Source organism: Pelomonas lactea, from assembly GCF_043555885.1.
Lineage (GTDB): Bacteria > Pseudomonadota > Gammaproteobacteria > Burkholderiales > Burkholderiaceae_C > Pelomonas > Pelomonas lactea.
In genome coordinates, this window is the sequence record NZ_JBIGHX010000004.1 from 121,149 (window position 1) to 145,296 (window position 24,148).

Annotated in this window: 1 protein-coding gene (running past one end of the window); it reads left to right on the plus strand. The window is 71.6% G+C overall.

Going from position 1 to position 24,148, the window contains the following annotated elements; all coding sequences use genetic code 11:
* Positions 1 to 24,136 carry the 3' portion of an LEPR-XLL domain-containing protein gene (locus ACG04Q_RS13395; protein WP_394511435.1) on the plus strand. Its footprint begins 14,909 nt before the window's first position, so 24,136 of the gene's 39,045 nt are visible here — the last part of the coding sequence; its start codon lies beyond the left edge, outside the window; the stop codon is at positions 24,134 to 24,136.
* The last annotated feature ends 12 nt before the right edge of the window (positions 24,137 to 24,148 follow it).

Below are 24,148 nucleotides of genomic sequence, written 5' to 3' on the forward strand. Positions count from 1 at the left end.
CGTCGACCGCATCGAGATCACCGACCAGAACGCTGTCCGCACGACGCTGGTCATGGCCAACGGCGCGTCCTGGGGCGCCACGTCGCTGTCCATCGACGCGGCCGGCATTGTCGACATCACGCAGGCGCAGCTGGTGGCGCCGCAGGCGCTGTTCAGCGTCAGCGCGGCCGGCGTGGACGGCGTGTTCAACACGCAGCTGGGTCAGCTGTCGGTGCTCAACCGCGCCACGGCCGGCCCGCTGGCCGACATCGTCGTGCGCGAGGCCGACGACCTCACCATCGTGGCCGACGGCCGCGCCGGCGGCGGCCTGGCCACGGCCGGCGGTGCCATCGACGTGCGCCTGGCCGGCCGCGAGGCGCTGTTCGCCCACCAGAGCGGCCTCATCAGCGCCGGCGCGGGCAAGTCCATCTCGCTGATCGCCGACGACATGGACCTGGCCGCCGGCACCGACACCGTGCGCGGCAGCGGCACGCTGCTGATCCGCGCGATGGCCGACGTTCAGGGCTACCGCATCGGCGGCGCCGGCCAGACGGCCTTTGCCAACGACACCTCCATCGGCGCTGGCAGCAGCGGCACGATGGACCTGGGCATGCGCGACCTGTCGGCGCTGCGCACCGGCTTCTCGCGCGTCACCCTCGGCCACCGCGCGCCGGGCGTCGTCATGACGGTGGGCGACGCCAAGAACACGCTGATGTTCGACAAGACGTTCTCGGCCCGCTTCGAGGACGACACGCTGCTGCTGGCCGACCGCATGGTCATCGCCGGCGACGTGCAGTCCAGCACCTCGCTGGAGCTGCAGGCCTACACGGTGGACGTGCGCAGCCGCAACGTGCACGCGCCGCTGGGCGTGCCGGACTCCGGCGTGCGCGCCCGCGACCTCGTCATCAACGCGACCGAGCAGGTCGCGCTGGGAGGCTGGCTGATCGCCAACCGCAGCCTGGCGATCAACGTGACGGGCAGCACCGGCACCGGCGCCATCGTCGGCTACAGCGACGGCCCCAACGGCTTCACGGCCGACAAGGGCTCCAGCCTCTACGTCACCGACGCCGGCGCCACGCTGAGCGTGCACACCAGCGGCTCCATCGTCGCCGCCACCTTCATCGAAGGCCAGGGCGCCGGCTCGCGCATCAGCCTCGACGCCGGCACGACGTTGACGCTGCGCGAGGGCGGCGCCGTCATGGCCTCGGCCGCCAACAGCCATGTGGAGCTGACGGCCACGCGCAGCATCCGCCTGCTGAGCGGCTCGGCCGTCGCCGTGGGCGCCGCGTTCGCCGCCGACGGCACGACGCCGCTGCTGACCGGCATCGGCTCCACGCTGACGCTGCGCTCCGCCGGCGAGCTCCAGATGGCCGGCATCGTCGTCAGCGCCGACGCCGCCACGCTGGATGTGGGCGAGGTCACGTCCGACTACGCCGACTACTTCGACACCTTGCCCGGCCGCACGCTGGCTGCCATCTCCGACCCGGTGCTGGTGCGGGCCGCGCTGGCCCAGTTGGCGCAGGGCGGCCTGAGCCCCGCGCTGCTGGCCGCCATCAGCGGCGCCGGCATCACGCTGGGCGCCGGCGCGGCGGTCACGTCGCTGGCCGACTACACGCCGTTTGCGCAGCTGTCCGACGCGCAGAAGGCGCAGGTCGCGCAGAGCCTGGGCTACCTGAGCTATGCCCACGGCGGCTTCTTCAACGCGCAGACCGGCGTGTTCCGCCCCGGCAGCTACGACGCGGGCACCGACACGACGACGCTGACGCTGATCGAAGGCCATGCCGTCGGCTACGACGCCGCCGCCATCAACTGGGGCGCCGCCGGCGCGCCGGCCGCCAACGCGACGTTCGAGCAGCTGACCCCCGCGCAGCAGGCCGCCGTCGCCGCGCAGCTGGGCTACACGGTGCTGGGCGGCGAGGTCTACTACAAGGCCGGCAGCGCGCCTCGCAGCGGCTTCCTGCAGGGCGTGTCGCCCGACTACGACAGCACGCTGATCGACTGGGCTGCTGCCGGCGTGGCCGCACCCGCCGGCCACGTGCCGTTCGCGCAGCTCACGGGCGCGCAGAAGCTGGTGGTTGCCAACACGCTGGGCTACCGTTTCGACTACAACGCCATCTCCGGCGATGCGTGGGCCGCGATGCCCGTGGACTACGCGGCCGTGCCGCGCGAGACCTGGATCGCCGCCTTCTCGGGCAACTTCTCGGTGCTCATCACGGCCGCCCAGTGGGGCGCCGCCGGCGTGCCGGCCCCGGGCACCGAGTACGCGGCACTGACCAGCGACCAGCGTGCGGTGGTCGACGGCATCATCGAGTTCGCGCCCAGCGCGGGCACCGCCTACGCCGACCTGTCGGCCGACCAGCGCAGCGTCGTCGACCGCCTGACCCACCCGGGCGAGGAAGTGCCGTTCAAGGACCTGACGGCCGCGCAGCGCGCCGTCGTCACCGGCTACCTCGACACCACCAAGGACACCGTCCGCTTCTTCAACTACGCCGCCAACCCCGGCAAGAAGCTGGTCACGACCTTCAGCGAAGGCACGTTGACCGACTACAGCAACGCCGACATCTACTGGGGCAGCGCCGGCGCACCGGCTGCCAACGCCAGCTTCGCCGACCTGACGGCCGCGCAGAAGGCCGTCGTGGCCCATGCACTGGGCTACGACGTCGAGCAGGGCCCGACCTTCTACAAGGCCGGTGCGGCGGCGGCGGTGCAGCTGGTGCACGGCTTCACGGCCGGCGGCGCCGACTTCGACACCGCCACCATCAACTGGGGCGGCGCCAGCAAGCCCGCCGCCGGCACGTCGTTCGAGCAGCTCACGCCGGCGCAGCGCGACGTCGTCGTGGCCAGCCTGGGCTATGTGCAGCTGCACCAGCAGGTGTTCGTCAATGCGTCGGCCACCGATGCCACCAAGCGCATCGTGGCGGACTTCGCCGAAGGCGCCGGCAAGGACTTCGACACCGCCAGCTTCGACTGGGGCGGCGTCGCGCCCGCCGCGCCGGGCACGGCCTTCCAGCAGCTCACGCTGGCGCAGCAGGACCGCGTGCTGACCACGCTGGGCTATGCGCGCTGGGGCGGCGTCGTCTACGTCAATGCCAACGCCGCGCCGGCCGACCATTACCGGCTGAGCTTCACCGAAGGCGGCGACTTCCGCATCAACGACGTCTTCTGGGCCGCCCCGGCGCCCGGCACCGACTACGCCGACCTGACGGCCGCCCAGCAGTTCGCGGTGCGCGACCAGACCGGCTTCGAGCTGCACGAGGGCGCCGTCTACTACAAGGCCTCCGCCGCCGCCGGCCAGCAGCTGCGCAGCGGCTTCACGCTGGGCGTGGACTACACCAGCGCCTCGGCCGGCACCGCCAACACGACGCGCTGGGTCATCGCCGACGGCAGCACCGCCGCCGACGGCTCGCCGCTGCGCTACCTGGCCTATGCCTACGACGGCAACGGCGACGGCACCGTGGACGAGGTGCGCATCCTCGACCCGCACCCGCTGTTCGGCCAGCGCGGCGCCGGCTTCCTGCTGACCGGCACCGTGACGACGCTGCGGCCCAACGCCGACTTCGTCATGCGCACCGAAGGCGACGTCATCATCCAGGGCAACATCAACCTGCTGGGTGCCGGCTCCGACCTGGTGCTGGAGTCCGACCGCTGGGTCTACTGGCAGGGCGAGGGCCGCATCAACGGCGACGTCACGCTGATCGGCCACGGCGCGCCCGAGGCCGGCAAGGCCCAGGCCGGCACCAGCGTCTACGTCAACGCCAGCGCCACGCTGAACTCGCTGGCGGCCGGCAGCCACATCACCATCGCCGGCGCGCAGGACGTGGAACTGCACGGCGCGCTGGTAGCCGGCGGCATCGTCGGCGGCGCCGGCATCGAATGGCTGGGGCCGGACTCCACCATCGCCGTCACCGCCGGCCAGCAGATCCTCGTCGACACCGCGCTGTCAGCGGCCAAGGCCGTCACGCTGCAGACCACCGGGCTGCCGGGCGCCGACGACAACGGCCAGGCCGTCGTCATGACGACGGTGGCGGGCCTGAACGTGGCCGGCCTGGCGTCCAGCACCGCCGGCGTCAATGGCATCGACATCCGCAGCGTCGGCAGCGTCTCGCTGATGGGCAACATCCGCTCCGGCGCCGTCGTCACGACGACGCCGGGTGCCGACGGCAAGCCGGTCGACAACTACGTCTGGTCCGACGACCCGTTCGGCGTGTCCATCAGCACCGACGGCAAGCTGTGGCTGGGCGGCATGGTCAAGGCGGTCAGCGGCGCGCTGGTGGAGCAGGGCGTCACCATCCGCGCCGGCAGCGCCGTCACGCTGGCGGGCGGCATGAGCAGCGACGGTATTGGCTTCGCGATGCCGGGCGGGGCGCGCATCACCGTCAACGACGCCGACGGCCGCATCGCCATCACGTCGCGCCAGGGCGCACTGGTCAACGGCATGCTGGCGGCCGGCGCCGAGCTGGTGGACCACTACGACCCCGACGGCGCGCTGCTGGGCAGCCTGCTGCACAACTTCGGCGGCAACTCCAGCGTCAGCATCCAGGCCGGCGGCCAGGTGCGCCTGGGCCGTGAGATCCAGGCCGGCCGCACGATCGACGTGCGCGGCGGCACCGCCAGCTTCGACCCCAACTCCACCGACCCGTTCAACGGCTACGGCTTGGTGCTGGGCGGCAACGTGCGCCTGCACACCTGGCAGAACGACAGCACCATCGCGCTGTCCGCCGACGGCAACCTGAAGGTCAACGTGTTCGGCAGCAGCGTGCAGCAGCCGGACGGCAGCACCGTGGTCACGCAGCTGCGCGAGGTGCTGACGGCCGACGGCTTCACGCAGTACAACGACGCCCACCTGACGGCCGACAGCGCCTTCCTGCTGACCGTCAACCTGGGCAACGACGGCAGCGGCATCCTGGTCTCGGCCGTCGTCACCGTGCGCGCGGCCGACACCGCCGGCAACCAGGGCGTCGACAGCCTGCGCACCGACCTCATCAACGCGATCCGCGCGGCCTTCGCGGGCCAGCCGCAGAACGTGCTGGACAAGCTGCCCACCGTGCTGCTGGACGACGGCCGCCTGGTGCTGGCCGGCAACAACCCGTTCAGCATCGCCGCCGTGACCGGTGGCGGTGCCGAGCGCCTGGGCTTCACGCAGATCGCGTCCACCAGCGCCACCGCGGGCGCCGTGACGTCGGCCCGCCCATACGCCATCGACGCCGCCAACCCCGGCTCCGTCGTCAAGCTGGGCCGTGCCGGTGCGCCGTCGGGCGAGATCACCATCGCTGGCGCCATCCGTGCCTACAGCGCCATCGAGCTGTACGCCGGCACCAGCGCGGCGGGCACGTCGGCCGTCACGTTCACGGCCAGCAGCCTCATCGAGACGATGTCAGGCAGCATGCGCTTCGCGCCCACCGGCGCGGCGCTGCTCAGCGGCGAATTCATCGCGCGCGGCGCGGGCTCGGACATCACCGTCGACGCGCGCGACACGCTGACGCTGGGCGGCAGCTTCACGGCCCAGCGCGACATCATCATCAACGCCGGCACCACCGCGCGCGCCGGCGAGGTCAGTCTGCACACGCTGGGCACCAGCAAGCTCGTGACGCTGGACGCCACCGGCCGCCTGCTGCTGACCGGCCTGAACGATGTGCTGATCGACAGCGTCGTGGGCGGCGGCGCCGGCCAGCTGGGCCCGGTGCAGATCACCGCCACGCAGGGCACGCTGACGCTGGGCGCCACGTCGGGCCGCATCGACAGTGGCGGCCTCATCACGCTGAGCGGCCGCGACGTCGACATCGCCGGCGTCATCAACAACCGTGTCGCCACGCCGGCCAGCTACGACGACGAACTGACCATCACCGCCGCGCGCAGCATCAACCTGCACGGCACGGTCACGCTGGCCGGCTCCCTGCGCGCCACGGCCGGCACCAACCTGAACATCTACGACACGGTGCTGTCGGCGCTGGGCAGCGGCCAGCGCCTGGTGCTGGCCGCCAGCGGTGGCGTCAACATCGGCAGCGTGGGCGGCCAGACGCGCGCGGCCATCCTGGAGGCCGATGCGCTGCTGCAGATCTCGGCGCAGGGCCGCATCGCGCTGGGCGCCGACGCGCAGCTCTACAGCCGCGCTGACAACAGCAACATCGTGCTGCAGGCCGACACGCTGCGCCTGGCCGGCGCGCTGCGCGCCGGCACCGACCGCGTGTCCATCACCAGCGCCACCGCGCCGTTCGTGGGCCACACCGCCAACATCGACCTGCAGGCCCGCCGCGACATCGTGCTGGGCGACCTCGGCACAGGCGCCGGCGGCGAGCTGACGGCCACCGGCCGCGTGCTGCTGCAGTCCGGCGTGGCCAGCAGCGGCGTGGGCTTCGAGATGACGGCCGCCAGCCGCATCGTGGCCGACATCACCGGCAAGTCCGACGTCTCCGGCGTCGTCACCTGGAGCGGCGCCGCCGCAACCGGCCAGGCGCTGGTGCGGCTGCAGTCCGACGGCGACATCCGCCTGCGCGGCGCCGTGCTGGCGCGCGGCACCGGCGCCGACGTGGCCGTGGCCTCGCGCTCGCAGGTGTTCGCCGGCGGCCTGGTGCGCGCCAACGACCGCGTCGAACTGGTGGCTGGCACCGACGAGAGCGGCATCGCCGTCTACGTCGACCGGCAGGTCACCGACGGCAGCGGCAACTACCTGTCCGGCGGCTCGCTGGACACCGACGAGGCGGGCAGCATCGTCATCGCGGCGATCGGCAGCGTCGTCGTCGAAGGTACCGTGGGCGAGCAGACGGCCGCGCAGGCCGGCGACCTGGGCGGCCACGGCAAGGTGGGCCTGGTGGACATCCAGTCCGTCGCCGGCAACGTGACGGTGATGCGCGAGATCAACGCCGGCAATGCCGTCGTCATCACCGGTGGCGACCTGGCTGTGCTGGCCGACAGCCATGTGTTCGCGCTGGGGGCCAACTCCACGGTCTTCATGCAGGCGCGCAACAACCTGCGCGTGTCGGCCGACAACGGCCAGTCCGGCGCGGCCCACCAGGGCTACGTCAAGGCCGGCGCGCTGGTGCACCTGGCGGCGCCCAACATCACGATCAACGGCCTCGTCGAAGCGCAGGGCCCGGGCGGCCGCGTGCTGCTGTCGGCCGCGCGCCTCATCGACATCGCCGGTGGCGCCATCACGTCCAGCGGCAACATCGACCTGCACGCCGGCGTGGACCTGGCGCTGACGCGCAGCCAGCTCGAAGCCGCCGGCATGACGGCTGCCGACGTGCTGGGCGGCCAGGTCTCCATCACCGGCCAGGGCAAGCTGGACGCCGCCGGCCGCCTGGCGCTGCTGGTGGGCGGCGACGTCACGCTGGACGCCGACCCCGCCGTGGGCGGCACGCGCACGCTGCAGGTGCAGACCACCCGCACCGTCGAGGAGAGCGTGCAAGTGCTGACCGGCTACACCAAGGTCGACGCCGGCACCATCACCGTCAACGAGATCAGCTACGACACCACCACCATCACCGAGCAGGTGGGGACCGAACTGGTCACGGTGGGCCGGTACTACGACACCATGAAGGTGGAGCTGGTCCAGATCGGCTACTACAACGCCCAGACCAACTCCTTCCGCGAGGTGTTGATCGAGGGCCGCGACTACGTCAACAGCCAGATCGACTGGACCAACACCGACGACGAGCAGGCCAAGATCACCGGCCAGCACCGCACCGTCACGGCCATCACGGCGTCCGACGGGCAGGCCGGGTTCGTGCCGTTCACGGCACTCAACGACGGCCAGCGTTGGGCCGTGCTCAACAGCACGCAGTACAAGCCGGTCTACCAGCTGGGCTACACGAACTTCCAGCGCCACATCACCAAGAACGGCCAGTCGACCATCGACCCGAGCAAGACCAAGCCGGACTGGGATACGCCGACCAATACATCGCACATCTACGCGATCGACGTCACCAACTGGCGCGACAAGTATGTGCTGATGAAGGACGGCGCGCAGAAGGACATCCTGTCCGTCGTGACCAGCGACCCGACGCAGTACCTGACGGGCGACACGACCGAGAACGGCAACAGCGACGGCAGCTGGACGCTCAACCCGACGGGTGCCACCGGCGAACTGGTGGGCCACTACACCGACTTCGCCCGCGTGGCCTACCGCCAGGTCGGTTCGTCGTGGATAGGCTCCACCAGCAACACCGCCTGGGACATCGGCGACGGTTCGGAGTCCTCCTGGACCGCCGACTACTCGGTGAACTCCGGCACGCGTACCTACAGCATCGCCACCGCCGGCACGGTGGCGGGCGCCGCCACGCGCACCTACGACCCGCTGTCGCGTGCGCCCGACTGGGCGACGAAGGGCTCGGCCATCAACAGCGGCACCGAGACGCGCAGCGGCATCCAGAACCAGGCCGATTACAACCGTTCCAGCGTCACCAACATCACCGCGCGCCAGGACTTCATCGATGCGCTGCGCACCGGTGTCAACGGCGATGGCGACCCGCTGGGCGACACGGCCTCGCTGAGCCGCAGCCTGAGCGGCTACTACAGCCAGGTGGTGGGCGGCTCCCTGAGCAACCCGTACTCGTTCTACCTGTACGGCGACGGCAACTACGGCACCAGCCCGTCGGGCGGCTCGGCCTACTCCACCGCCAACCCGCCGACCGGCGTCCCGCTGCCCAATCAGCTGGCTGACATCCGGGTCACGCTGTACAACGGCAACCGCATCACCGAGCCCTTCACGGCGCCGCACGACGTCGCCAGCGGGTTCAAGATCTTCTACCCGACCTACCAGGTCCAGCTGTTCGAGCACACCAACTTCGGTGGCCGCAGTTCCATCCTGAACTACAACCAGCCCTGGCTGGGCAACGAGACGGTCGGCAACGACACCGTGTCGTCCTACAAGGCCTGGGGCAACGTCAACGAGACCTTCCGCAACTACACGGTCAGCTGGACCAGCCTGGACCACAAGATCTACGACCAGCGTGTCAAGCTCAGCTACGCGCTGACGACGTTGAGCACCGACATCAACGAATACCGCGCCGTCTACGAGACCACCACCTCGCAGATCCAGATCGTCACGCCCAAGACCGTCACGGTCTGGAAGGACGTGCCGGTCTACACGACGCAGACGCAGCTGCACACCGTCACCGAGCTGCAGACCGTGGGCGCGCGCCAGTACGGCGCGGCCGACGCCTCGCTGAGCGGTGCGTCGGTCGACATCGACGCCGGCGCCAGCGTGCGCCTGAGCGGCAAGATCGCCGCCACCGGCGCGCTGGACGTCACGGCCGGCAACGAGCTCGCACTGCGCGGCAACGTTCACGGCAGCCAGGCGCTGCAGCTGTCCACCGAGCTGGCCGGCCACACGCTGACGCTGAATGCCGGCGTCACGCTGCGCCTGGACGACTCCGCGCTGCTCAGCGGCATCGGCGGCGCGGGCGCCACCATCACGCTGGGCACCGAGGGCACGATGTTCGTCGGCGGCGCCATCCAGGCCGCCACCGGCGCCACGCTGTCTCAGGTCACGCTGCGCTCGGACGGCGACGTCTTCCTCAGCGGCACCATCACCGCCGGCGCCATCGACATCGCCGCCGGCCACCAGTCCATCCCCGGCACCAGCACCGGCGCCGGCAGCGTCAGCGCCGATGCCGACACCCGCCTCACCGCCACCACCGGTGACCTGGTGCTGCGCGCCGGCGAGTTCGCCGGCAGCATCACCTTCGATACCACGCCGCATGCCAGCGGCGGCGGCGCCGACGCCGCCTCCATCACCGCCGCCGGCACGCTGGACTTCGCCGCGCCGGCCGGCCAGATCAAGATGACCGTCACCGGCAGCGGCGACAACGTCGTGATCTACGGCCAGGTCATCGGCAACAAGCTCACGGCAGTGGCCGAGGCCGGCATCGTGCTGGCCACCAAGGTGAGCGAGATCGACAACCTGCAGCTCACCGGCGCGGGCAACATCGAGCTCGTCAACACCGGCAACCTCATCATCCGCTCTGCCCAGGCGGCCGATGGCTTCATCACCGCGCGCGTGTTCGGCAGCCTGCGTGCCGACAGCATCGCCACGCTGGGCTCCACCGACCGCAACGACATCACGCTGACGACCTACCAGCTGGAGACCAGCGGCGGGCAGGGCACGTTGGCGCTGCGCGCGCCGGCCGACCTGCTGGTGGGCAACCTGACCAACCTGTTCCGCGGCGACATCCTGCTGCGCGCGCAGGGCAGCGTGGGCCACATCGCGGGCGGCGGCCTGCTGACGGCCGACAACCTCACCATCCTGACCGGCAAGGCCGTCGACGCCGCCGGCACGCAGCTGTCCACGACCGTCGACGTCACCACGCAGGCCAACACGCTGAGCGTGCGCAACACGTCGGCCGGCAACGTGCGCGTCGTGCAGGGCACGCGCAACCTCGTCGTGCAGGACACGCTGGTCTCCAACGGCAACTTCGTGCTGACCGGTGCCGGCGAGGTGGACCTGGCCCAGGTGCACCTGGACAGCAGTGGCGACGTGGGCGCCAGCGCGGGCAATGCGCGCAGCATCGACGTCACGGCCGCCAGCCATCTGCGCGTGCGCGACGTGTCGGCCGGCATCTTCCTGCAGCGCCCCGAGGACCTGCCGGCGGACATGCAGTTCGACAGCCAAGGCACGCGCACCAACGCCGTCACGTCGGCCGGCAACGTGCTGCTGACGTCCACCGCCGGCGCCATCACGCAGAACGCCGTCGACGCCGCCGTGGACGTGGTGGCCAACGTGCTGACGTTGCGCGCCGCCACCGGCATCGGCAGCTTCCAGATCGCCGCCAACAAGCTCGACGCCGTGACCACCGCCGGCGACATCGTGCTGGCCGACCTGGACGGCGCGCTGGAGCAATCACAGGGCCTGCAGATCGTGCAGGCCGTGACGACCACCAGCGGCACCAGCCAGGTTGCCATCACCGCGCAGAACCGCCTGCACGTGGGCGCCGGCGGCAAGGTGCAGGCGGCCACGCTGCGCCTGGCCAGCCGCGCCGACAGCATCGTCGTGGACGACCCGGGCAGCAGCAACCCCGACTCGCTGGTCTACAGCCGCGGCGTGTCCTTCGTGGCCGCCAAGACGCTGCAGCTCTACAAGTTCTTCGAGGCGCAGGAGCTGATGGAGTACCGAGCGGGCGAGTACTTCCTGTTCGGTCGCCAGCCCGTCACCGCCGACAACCCCGAGGGCGTCACGCGCCTGCTGCCGTCCAACCTGTCGGCCGATACGCTGATCCTGGAAAGTGGCGGCACGCTGAGCCTGACGGGCAACCTGAGCGCCAACAAGCGGCTGGAGCTGGTCTCCGGCCAGGACGTGCGCCTGACCGGCACCGTCACGATCAAGAGCAACTACTTCGGCGGCGGCAGCGACGCCGACCTGCTCATCGACAAGCTGGTCATCACCGCCAAGGGGGCCACCACCGTCAACCAGGTGCTGGACATCAACGGCGACGGGCTCTACACGACGCTCAACGAGTCCGACCTGCAGGTCGACTGGAACGGCGACGGCGACCTCAACGACACCGTCAACGAGCGCAACACTGCGCAGCAGACCGGCGACATCGTCGTGCGCCTGGCCGCACTGCCGGCCGCCGAGTACGAGCTGCGCGCGGCCCGCGACGTCCACGTCGCACTGAGCGCGTCGTCGCTGACGCTGTCCGGCTTCGTCGGCGGCATCTCGGGGTTCGATCCGGCCAAGAACGTGCGCTTCGACGTCTCCGGCGACCTGACGCTCAAGGGCGGCCTGGTGCGCGCCGACGACCTCACCGGCACGCTGACCGTGCGCGCCAGCAACCTCATCACCGACAAGGCCTCCGTCTTCATCGCCAAGCGGCTGGACGTCGAGGTGGCCGGCCAGATCCAGGCCAACACGCTGATCGGCACGCTGCGCGCCGTCAGCACTGGCGCCGGCGCCATCGACATCAAGGAATCCAACGCCCTCGTCGTCGAGCTCATCAGCGCACAGGACGGTGCCATCAGCGTTGAGGCCGGCGGCAACGTGTCGGTGCGCAAGATCGTCAACTTCGCCGATGGCGACGACATCACCGTCAAGTCCGGCGGCCGCCTGCTCATCGACAGCATCGAGGCAGGCTCCAGCGTCGGCGCGCAGAAGACCGGGGGCACCATCACCGTCGACGCCGCCAGCGGCATCGCCGAATGGGCCGCGCAGGTGCGCGACGGCAACGGCAACGTCACGGGCACGGCCTTCGACAACACCGCCGCCGACCTGTACGCATGGAAGGTCGTCGTGCGTGGTTCGCAGGACGTGCTGCAGCTCAATTCGCCGAGCGACCAGGGCGGCAACGACACCGTTGAGGTGCGCGTCGGTGCGGGCGGCCTGCAGGCCTTCGCCGCCACGGGCGTCTCCAAGGCCACGTCGGACCAGCAGGGCGGCATGGTCACGGCCGTCGACCCCACGGCCGTCCAGAGCGCCGGCACCGATGCCAAGCAGAGCAGCGTCGTCAGTTTCGACGGCATGCGCACAGCAGGCCAGATCTACGTCGTCACGCTGGACGGCGTGGAGTTCAAGGCCACGCTGGCCGGTCTCACCGACGCCGACTTCAACACCATGCTCAACCAGCTGGACACGGCCATCAGCGCCTACCAGGTGGGCGGCGTGTCGCAGTACAACGTCAGTGTCGGCGCCGACGACCGCCTGACCGTCGAGGCGATCCAGAACAACCGCGCGTTCACGGCCGCCGGCGCCGTGCACGAGCTGCAGTACGCCGTCGATGCTGGCGCCATCGCCAACGACGGCAGCACGCCCAGCACGGCACCGGGCCAGAGCCTGCCGCAGCTCAGCACGCTGACGCTGGACCCGTCCATCACCACCATCGACGCGAGCAAGTCGTTCACCTTCCACGTCGGCGGCCAGACCTACACGCTGCAGCTGGGTGACAGCTTCGGCGGGCTGACGGTGGGCTCCAGCGTCGCCTCGCTGATGCAGGTGCTCGGCGCGCACGTCGAGGCCGACCTGGCCATCGATATCGCCGAGCGCACCGTCAACTTCTCCGGCATCGGCAGCCTGTCGGCCACCACCAGCTACCGCGTCGTCGTCGGCAGCACGGCGTTCGACTACCAGGCCGTGGCGGGCGACGACGGCATCTCCGTGGCCCGCGCGCTGGCCGCGCTGATCAACGCCGACACCACCTACGCGGCCCATGCGGAAGGCACCGTCATCGCGATCTCCGGCGGTGTCAGCGGCGCCACCACGTTGAATGCAGGCACCGCCGGCGTCGGCGCCACGGCTGTGACGGCCGCCGTTGGCGTGGCTGTGGACGACACGCCCAACGTGTTGCGCCTGATGGGCGAGGCGAGCAACACGCCATTCAGCGTGGGCGTCACCACCGTCAGCGACAGCCTGAGCTCCGCGACGACGGCCTACGTCACCGGTCAGGCGCAGATCACGACGCTGAACGTGCCGAACTCCCCCGGCAACAGCCAGACCTACAACTTCTCGGTGGGCGCGCAGTCCTACTCCGTCACCACCGACGGCTCGGCCACGCAGGCTGAACTGCGCGACCTCATCATCGACGCGGTCAACAACCTCGGCGCTTCCGAGGCCACGGCGCAGGCCAACGGCAACAACGTGCGCCTGACCGGCAAGGTCAACGGCGACACCTTCAGCGTCACGACGTTCTCGTCGTCCAACTCGCAGACCGCGGTGGCCGACGTGAAGGAGGTCATCCGTGTCACGCTGTCGGCCAACCCGCTGTCCGGCGCCACCTATGCCTTCACGGTGGGCGGCCAGAACTACAGCGTCACCACCGATGCCGATGCCACGCGCGCCGAGCTGTTGACCGCGACGCAGAACGCGCTGGCCGCCGACACCACCGTCGACGCCACCATCAGCAGCAACCAGCTGGTGCTGACCGCCAAGACGGTCAACACGCACATCACGGCCAGCTTCAGCGACGCCGTGGTCAGCAGCCTGGCCTACAGCGCCAGCCTGCAGACGGCCGCCGACGCGACGCACGCGCAGGTCTCGCACATCGTGTTCGGCAATACCGCGCTGTTCGCGGGCGACCTCGTGTCGGTGGGCATCAATGGCAAGGGCTACACGGTCACCGTGCAGTCCGGCCAGACGACCTGGGGCGATGTGCTGGGCCAGCTCAAGACGGCCATCAACAACGATGTGCAGCAGCCGGTGACGGCCGACATCAACACCGGCACCCGTACGCTGATGTTGAACGGCGATGACATGGGCGTCGTCTTCACCGTGAGCCAGGTCACCGTATCCGGTGGTGCCGCCGCGGCGGTGCTGGTGCAGGGCGCCGGCACCGATGCGACACAGGTGTCGCTGCTCGATCTGAACGCCAGCACGCTGGGCCTGCACGACCGCCTGTCGCTGGTGATTGATGGCAAGCGCTACAGCGTCAGCGTCGACGGCACGACGGTGACGGCTTCGCTGGCCTCGGTGCTGACCAAGCTGGCCGATGCGATCAACAACGACAGCAGCCGTGTCGTCAACGCTGTGGCCGATACGACGGCCTTCACGCTGCAGCTGACGGCTCGCACGATCAACACCGCGTTCGACGTGACCAATGCGCAGTTGGAGCATGCCAGCGAGGTCGTTGATGGCAATGCTGCGGGCGCAGCCGCCCAGACCGCTGCCGCCGGCCAGTCACGCACCCAGATCAGCGAGCTGCACACCACCATCACGCCCGAGGCGCAGCAGCAATTCAAGCTGCGCGTGGGCACCAAGGACTATGTCGTCACCGTGGGCAGCAACGGTGTCACCGCGTCACTGTCGTCGGTGTTGCTGGCGCTGCGCGACGCGGTCATGAACGACAGCGCGCGCGAGGCCGACGTCGTGCTGGCCGGCGCCGACGGCCTGCGCCTGACGGCGCGTCAGGCCAACGACGCCTTCGAGACGGGGCTGGTGGCCACCAAGTCCGCCAGCGGCGGCTCGGCCCAGGTCAACACCGACCCCAACGGCTGGGTGCTCATCGTGCCCGACCGTGTCGCCACCGGCACGGCCAGCTACACCGCCACCGGCAACCTCAGCGTCGTCGACCTGCCCGTGTTCTCCGGCGAGCGCATCACGCTGGCCGCGGGCAGCAGCAGCTCGCTGGTGGTGGTGTCCGCGCTGGACGTCGGCACCACCGGCGAGCTGACGCTCAGCGCCGGCAAGTCGCTGACGGTGGGCAGCGAGACCGGCGGCGGCATCGTCGCCTCCAAGCTCACCGCCACGGCCGGCGACGACCTGACGCTGGTCACGCGCGTGGGCCACCTGAACGTGACGCTGAGCGGCGCCGGCAGCGACTTCGCGCTCAAGCAGACCGGCGACCTCATCATCGACAACCTGTCGCTGCAGGGCGGCGACATCACCATCGTCGCCAGCGGCAACGTCACCATCACGCAGCTGGTCGGCACGCTGAGCGGCAACGGCAACATCAGCATCACGGCCGGCGGCAGCATCACCATCGGCGGCGACCTGGCCACGGCCATGAAGGCCGGCCACGTGACGCTGATCTCGCAGGGCGGCGACATCGACGTGGTGCTGGACGCCAGCTCGATGGACGTGCAGTCGGCCGGCAACATCAAGATCCGCGACCGTGGCGACCTGACGATCTCCAGTCTCACCAGCGGCCACCGCGTCGTCGGCGGCGTCGCCCGTGACGCCGTCGATATTCAGTCCACCGGCTCGCTGGCCGTCGACGCAGCCATCACGGCCACCGGCAGCAACGCCGTCACGCTGGCCGGCGCCGGCGGCACGCTGACGCTGACGCAGGGCATCACGACGGCGTCCGGTGCCATCACGCTGAGCGCGCACCACGACACCGGCAGTGCGCCGCTGGTCAACTTCGCCATCACGCTGGGCGCCCAGGCCGACCTCACCAGCACCAGCGGCAACATCACGCTGAACAGCGGCAGCGGCTCCATCGACCTGACCGCCGAGACCTACCTGAACAGCGGCAGCGGCAGCCTGAGCCTGACGGCCGGCGGCCAGATCCAGCTGGGCAAGCTGCGCAGCACGTCCAGCGGCGACCTCGTCGTGCACGCCGGCGGCCTTGTCAAGGCAGCCGTGCAGGACGGCGGCGAGGGCGACACCGACATCGTGGCCGCCAACGGCCGCCTCGTCATCACGTCCAGCGGCGGCATCGGCTCGGCCGCCGACGCGATCGAGATCCAGGTGCGCGCACTCGACGCCGTCAACAACGGCGGCGGCGTCGGCACGGGCGGCGCCATCAACATCGAGGAAGTCGATGACATCGTCATCGAGCGCATCCAGCAGGTCGCCAGCGATGCCACCGCCATCCTCAACGAAGTGCAGCTCACCACGCTGCACGGCAGCATCACCGTCACCGGCCAGGGCATCACGACGGCGGGCGGCCGCGTCGTGCTGTACGCCGGTGCCGCGGCCGGCACCGTCGCCGCGGCGGACGGCCGCTTCCTGGCGCTGAACGCCAACATCGTCTCCAACGGCGGCGCCGTCACGCTGATCGCCGAGGCGCAGAACCTCGTGCTGGGCGCCGGCATCGACGCCAGCGGCAGCGGCCCGCGCGGTGGCGACATCACGCTGCGCGCCGTGCAGGGCTCCGTGCTGACCGACGCCGTCGCCTCCGGCTGGGAGCGCACGGGCGGCGCGTTCAAGTCCGAGCTGGCCTGGGCGCTGTCCAACGGCCGCTTCACGGCCAATGCGGCCACCGGCGAGGTGGTGGCCTCGGGCCTCACGGCAGTCGAACTGGCCACGCGCGGCATCACCGCCAACGAGGTGCTGCGCAGCGCCGGCGGCGCCTTCCTGAAGACCAACCACGGCCTCGTCACGCTGAACGCGCTGCACCAGGTCGGCGAGAAGGTCGATGGCTTCGACGTCAGCCCGCTGGCCATCTACATCAGCGCCGACAACGTCGTGGCCACCAGCAGCAACCGCGAGACGGTGGCCGTCGTGGCGGCCAGCGGCGTCACGCTGGGCACGGGCAGCGGCAGTGGCTCGCGCGCCGGCAGCACCGGCGTCGTCAGTCTCGACAAGAACAGCAAGCTCAACCTGTCGTCCACGCTGGACGCCAACGGCGACAACGTCGACATCGCGGCCAACGACGTCGACATCAGCGCCGCCGTGCGCAGCGCCGGCGGCAACCTGAGCTTCCGCACCATCGACCCGACGCGCACGATCTCGCTGGGTTCCATCGTCAACGGCGCGCTGTCGCTGGACAACACCGACCTGAGCAACTTCAAGGACGGCTTCCGCCAGATCGTGCTGGGCACGGACGGCGGCTCCAACGGCATCCAGATCAACGGCGGCGCAAGCGGTGTGCAGGTCAAGGACGACCTGGTGCTCTACACCAACGGCGTCGGCGGGCATGTCGACATCCAGAGCAACCTGCAGGCGCCGTCGCTGACCATCTTCGGGTCCGGCGACACCACCACGCTGTACGGCAATGCCACCGCAACGACCGGTGACATCTTCATCAACGACTCCGTGCGCATCGCCGGGAACCGTGTGCTGACGGCCGAGGCCGGCGGTATTTCGCTGGGCGGCACCAACCTGCACTACCTCGGCGGCGACAGCGCCTCCACCACCGACACGCTGACGCTGGACGCCCGCAACGGCAACGTGCACATCAGCGGCCGCGTCGGCGGCGGTGAGGAGAACAGCGACCTGCTGAACAAGCTGGAAGTGCTGAACGCGCAGGACGTCGTGTTCGACCAGGACGTCACCATCGACGGCGACCTCGTCATCCGCGCCACCGGCGTCGTCACGTTCTCGGGTTCCATCACGCTGCTGAACGGCGGCAGCCTGAAGATCCTCGGCACCAGCCAGATCGTGCTGAAGGGCAGCGTCGTGCTGTCCGGCGTCAACGCCGGCCACGCCGGCGACGTCGTGCTGGAAGGCGACGAGATCGACCTGCGCATGAGCGAGGCCCAGTTCGTCGGCAGCGGCGTGCTGACGCTGCGCACCACCACCGTGTCGCAGGCCATCGCCATCGCGTCGCCGGCCGGCGTGGGCAGCGCCAACGTGCTGAACCTCGACGTCGCCGAGTTGCGCACGCTGGCCGACGGCTTCGCCGGCATCGTCATCGGCCACCAGTCCGGCGGCCACGCGCTGGCCAGCGCCGGCGCCGTGACCCTCGGCGCGCGTGCCGACCTGAACAGCCTGACCTTCAACGACAGCGTCACCGTCTACGGCTCCACGATCTCCGTGACGGACTTCGCCGAGGCCGGCACCGTGCTGCGCCTGGGCGGCAACAGCCAGCTGACGCTGGACGCCAGCAGCCTCATCACGATCTCCAACGAGGTCGAGGCGCACAGCATCACGCTGGTGTCCGGCTCGTCCGGCGTGCGCCAGGTGGACGCCGGTGCCGACGGCCTGCTGAACGAGGCGCTGCGCGCCGTCAACCTGAGCGTCACCGCCACCGGCGGCGTGTCGCTGGGCTCGCTGGAAGTCAGCACGCTGGACATCGTCAACAACGGCTCGGGCGCCATCAGCGTGACGACCAACGCCGCCCGCGACAGCTTCAACATCGGCCAGACGCTGGTGGACGGCCGCGTCAACATCCAGCGCCTGGCGCAGCTGGCCACGACCGAATCCGGCGCCATCGACTTCACCAGCCAGGGCGGCGACGTGACGCTGCTGTCCAGCGGCGCCGGCGCGTACACGCTGGGTGCCGGCGGCATCAGCCTGAAGGCCGCCGGTGCGGGCGCCGCGCTGCGCGTGCAGCAACTGGTCACGACCATTGGCGGCACCATCGCGCTGGAAGCCGCGGGCCTGCTGGCCACCAGCGGCGCCGGCCGCATCGCGCCCACCGGCGGCGCCGCCATCAACCTGACGGCCGGCGGCGACCTGCAACTCGACACCGACGTGACGGCGCTGGGCGGCCTGGTCACGCTGACCGGCGCGGCCGGCCTGCGCATGGGCGACGGCGTCGTCCTCAGCTCGCTGGGCGGCAGCGCCAACGACGCCCGCCGTGTCGCCGTCGACGTGGCCGGCGATGCGCGTGTCTCCATCATCTCGGCCGGCTCGTCCATCGCGCTGGCCAGCAGCGGCGGCGCCCTCATCGACGGCCTGACCGGCGACGCCGCCAACCTGCGCACCGACGCGCTGCGCCTGACCGCCGGCACGGCCATCGGCTCGGCCGCGCTGCCGCTGCGCACCGACGTGACGACGCTGGCCGCCAGCGTCACCGCCAGCACCGACGGCCTGTACGTCATCGAGGCCAACGGCCTGCGCCTGGGCAGCGGCGGCCTGAGCCTGGCCGGCGCCAGCGGCGGGCTGCAGCTGGCCACGGCCAGCGGCGACCTGCTGATCGACCAGTCCATCAACCACACCGTCGCGGCCGGCGGCGACATCCGCCTGTCCGCGCTGGCCGGCGGCGCCAACCTGACCGTCTCGGCCATCGTCTCCACCGACACCGGCGCCGTGCAGCTGCAGGCCGCGGCCAACGTCGTGCTGACCGCGTCCGGCCGCGTGCAGAGCAAGTCCACGTCCGCGGCGCTGGACGTCGCGGCCGGCGGCAGCCTGCTGATGGCCGCCGACGCCCGCTTCGTCACGGCCGGCGGCACCCAGCGCCTGGCGGCCGTGGCCGGCGTCGTGCTGGGCCAGGTGGCGGCCGGCAACGGCGTCGTGGCCATCACCACGTCGGGCAGCATCACCGATGCCGACACCGCCGGCGGTGCACAGACCGTCAACATCGCCGCCGCCGGCCTGCAGCTCAGCGCCGCGGGCGGCATCGGCAGCGTCGGCAACGCCATCGAGACCTCCATCAACACGCTGGCCGTGCGCGCGGTGGCCGGCGGCGTGTTCGTCGCCGAAGGCAATGGCCTGGAAGTCGGCAGCGTCGCCGCCGTCGGTGCCAGCGGCGCGATGGCCGGTGCGCAGGGCGGCGGCAACATCGTCATCACCAGCGGCAACACGCACGAAGGCCGCCTGACCGTCAACCAGGACGTCGTCAGCACCGGCAGCGGCAACGTGCTCATCGCCGTCAACACGGCCGCGCTGAACCCGCCGACGCTGCAGCTGAACGCCACCGTTGACGCCGGCACCGGCGCGCTGACCGTCGTCGCCCAGGGCAACATCGCCCAGGCGGCCGGCGGCCTGCTGGTCACGCGCGGCGGCACGGTGGACGTGCGCGCCGTGGGCGGCAGCTTCACGCAGGCCGACGGTGCGCAGATCAGCAGCGGCGGCGGCAACGTGCGCGTGCAGTCCGGCACCGACATGACCGTGGGCCTGGTCGACGCCGGCAGCGGCGCCGTCAGCCTGGTCAGCGGCGGCAAGATCCTCGACGCCGACACAAACGGCGGCAGCGACGTCGTCGCCGGCACCGTGCGCCTGCAGGCCGGCGACGCCATCGGCAGCGCCACCAACGCGCTGGACGTGCTGGCCGGCGGCCTCGCCGCGCAGGCCGGCGCCAGCCTCAACCTGGCCAGCAGCGGCAGCCTCACCGTTGCCGCCAGCGGCGCCGTCAGCGTCGGCACCGTGCAGGCCGACGGCAGCGTCGCGGCCGGCGCCCAGTCCGATGCGACGCTGGCGGGCGCCACCGCCGCGGGCGACCTGCAGCTGCGCGCCGCGCAGAACCTCGTCATGGCCGATGCCGAGCGCATCACGGCCGGCGGCTCGCTGGCCCTGGTGGCCGGCGGCAACATCGCGCTGGGCGACGTGCGTACGCCGGGTGCGGCCACCGTCGTCGCCGGCGGCAACATCACGGATGGCGACGCCGCCGTCGACGTCACCGCCGCCTCGCTGCTGCTGCAGGCCGGTGGCACGGCCGGCACCGGCGCAGCCCCCCTCGAGATCGCCGTGGGCCAGCTGGCCGCCGGCGGCGCGGGCGTGTCGCTGGCGCAGACCGGTGCGCTGATCGTCGGCTCGCTGACGGCCAACCTGTCCGTCGACGGCGCCGCTGCGCAGGCCGTGCAGGGCAACGGCATCGCCAGCGGCCAGAACCTGCAGCTGCAGGTCACGGGCGGCGACCTGCAGCTGGCCGCCAGCGCCACCACGCAAGGCGGCACGCTGGGCCTGGCCGTCAACGGCGGCAGCCTGGTCATGGCCGGCGGCAGCGCCGCGGCCAGCCACGGGGGCACGCTGACGCTGTCGGCCTCCGGCAACGTCGTGCTGGGCCAGGCCGATGCGGGCACCGGCTCGGTCGCCGTCACGGCGGGCGGCAACGTCACCGCGGCCAGCGGTGCACCGGCCACGCAGCTGATCGGCGGCGCCGCCAGCATCGCGGCCGGCGGCAGCATCACGGGCCTGAGCACCGATGTCGACAGCCTGCAGCTGGCGGCCACCGGCGCCGTCGGCATCACCAACAGCGGCGATCTGACGCTGGCCGGCGCTGCGCTGACCGTCACCGACTTCTCGCTGCAAGCCAGCGGCAACCTGACGCTGCAGCAGGCCGTCACCGCCAGCGGTGCCGTGTCGCTGCAGTCGGGTGCCGCACTGACCGTGACGGCCGCCGTCGCGGGCCAAACGCTGGACCTGGGCAGTACCGGCAACACCGCGGTCAACGCCGCGCTGACGGCCCAGGCAGGCCTGGACATCAGCGCCGGCGCCAACCTGTCGATCACCGCAGCGGCCCAGGGCGGCAGCGTCACGCTGGCCAGCATCGGCGCGACCAGCTTGCAGGCGACGGTCACCAGCGCCGGTTCGCTGTCCGCCACGGCCGGCGGCTCGCTGAGCACCGCCGCACTGACGGCCGGCGGCGACCTGACGCTGGCCAGCGGCAGCGACCTGACCGTGGGCGGCACCACGCACGGCGCCAATGTCACGCTGACCAGTACCGGCGCCACCGCCGTGCAGGCCACCGTGCAGGCCGGCAACCTGCTGCTCGCCAGCGCCGGCACCACGCTGACGACCAGCGCCGCCGTCAACGCTGGCAGCGGCCTGAGCCTGAACGCCGGCACCGACCTGACGCTGGGCGGCGCCGTCACCACCAGCGCCGGCCCGGCCAGCCTGTCGGCAGGCCGCGACCTGACCGTCAACAGCCAGCTCTCCAGCGCGTCCAGCCTGGAAGCCCAGGCCCAGCGCGACATCGTGTTCGCCAGCAGCGCCAGCGCCGACGCGCTCGCCGCACTGCGCCTGCAGGCCGGCGGCGACATCCGCCTGGGCACGCTGACCAGCGCCACCGCCGTGTCGCTGATCGCCGGCGGCAGCATCCTCGGCAGCGCCGCCGACCGCATCGACATCACCGCGCCGGCACTGCGCCTGCAGGCCGGCAACGGCATCGGCCTGAACACCGCCAACGCGGCCGACCGCCTGCAGACGCAGGTGGGCACCGTGTCCGCCCGCGCCGGCAGCGGCGGCATCTGGCTGCTGGAGCGCGATGCCGTCACCATCGACGACGTCGCCGTCAGCGTCACCCGCGTCGGCGCCAACGGCCAGCTGAGCAGCGTGGCCGACGCCGCGCAGAGCGACCTCATCACCACGGCCAACGGCGGCATTGGTCTGCGCACGCTGGCCGGCGGCATCGTGCTGAACGACGGCAGCGCGCCCGCCAACGGCGTGGCCGTGCAGGCCGGCGGCAGCGGCCAGGTCAGCCTGCAGGCGCAAGGCGCGGGCGCCGTGCTGGACGTGCCGGCGCAGACCATAGCCCAGGCCGGCGACGTCGTGCTGGACAGCAACCTCGCGCTGCAGGGCGACCTCATCATCAACGCCGGCCAGGGCGCGGGCACCGGCGGCATCACGCTGACCGGCGCCGTCGACGGCAAGCCGGGCGGCCCCAACGACACGCTGACCCTGCACGCCGACGGCGGCGCCGTCACCGTGCTGGGTGCCGTGGGCGGCACGACGGCGCTGGGCGGCCTGGTCGTCGACGGCGCCACCGACGTCAGCTTCGCGTCCAGCGTGCACCTGACCGGCGACCTCACCGTGCACGCCACCGGCACCGTCGAGTTCCACGGCGACCTGCTGCTGGACGGCGGCAGCCTGCACATCGTCGGCGCGACGCGCGTCGTGCTGAACGGCGTCGTCATCGCGCAGGGCGACCTCGTCATCGACGGCGCCACCAGCCTGACGCTGGGCACCAGCAGCGTCGCCCACGGCAACGTCGCGCTGGGCATCGACGCGCTGACGCTGACCGGCCCGCTGACGTCGGCCGGCGGCGCGCTGACCATCCAGCCCACGGCCACCGGCCGCGCCATCACGCTGGCCGAGAGCGGCGACGGCCTGCTGCTCAGCGCCGCGACGCTGGCCAAGCTGCGCGGCTTCGGCGCCGTGCAGCTGCAGACTGCCGGCCAGGTCGTCGTCGCCACCGACACGCTCAGCGCGCTGGCCGCGACCGGCCTGGACATCACCGGCGCCGGCATCAGCCTGGCCGGCGGCAGCGCCAGCCTGCAGTTCACCGACCACCTCGCGCTGCGCGCCAGCGGCGACGTGACGATGAGCGGCCGCACCGCCTTCAGCGCCGCTGGCGCCGACTTCAGCATCTCCGCCGGCGGCGCATTGACGATGGCCCCGGGCTCGCTGGTCAAGACCAACGGCGGCGACGTCAGCGCCGTGGCGGGCAATGGCATCACGCTGGGCCGCGTCGAGGCGGGCAGCGGTGGCGTGCTGCTGCAGGCGCAGGCCGGCAACATCGTCGATGCCGACAACGACGACGCCGTCAACGTGGAGGCCGCCTGGCTGTCGCTGCGGGGCCATGGTGCGGTGCTGCAGCCGGGCACGTCCACCACCGCCGCCGCCATCGACGTGGCCGTGGACCGCCTGGACGCCGACGACACGCGCGGCCTGATGCTGCGCGACACCGGCGCCGACGGCCGCACCCGCTTCAACCTGCTGGACAACGGCGTGCTGTACCAGCAGGTCGTGGCCGACGGCAGCCCGCTGCGCGGCTCCACCGCGCCCATCGCCCCGGGCGCCAGCGGCAGCGCCGCCGACGTGACGGCCCACATGGCCGCCTGGCTGCAGGCGCTGCGCCCGCTGGCCGAACTGCGCCAGAGCTCGGCGCTGGACGGCCCGACGCGTCATGCGCTGTCGGCACTGACCGCCGCCGAGGGCGACGACCTGCCGGCCGACAGCGCCGCCAGCGTCTACCTGGCCACGCTGACGACCACGCCCGACGGCCTGCCCGCCGCTGCCGGCCACGGCGCCGCGTTGGACCTGCTGTCCGACGCCGCCTTTGGCCTGGCGCAGAGCCTGGAGCGCGCCTGGCTGCTGGGCAGCGGCTCCGAGCAGCCGGCCGCCAGCGGCCTGCGCGCCGCCGCCGACGCCGCCTTCGATGTCTGGGAGGAAAGCCTGGCCCTCTGAGTCACGAGGGCG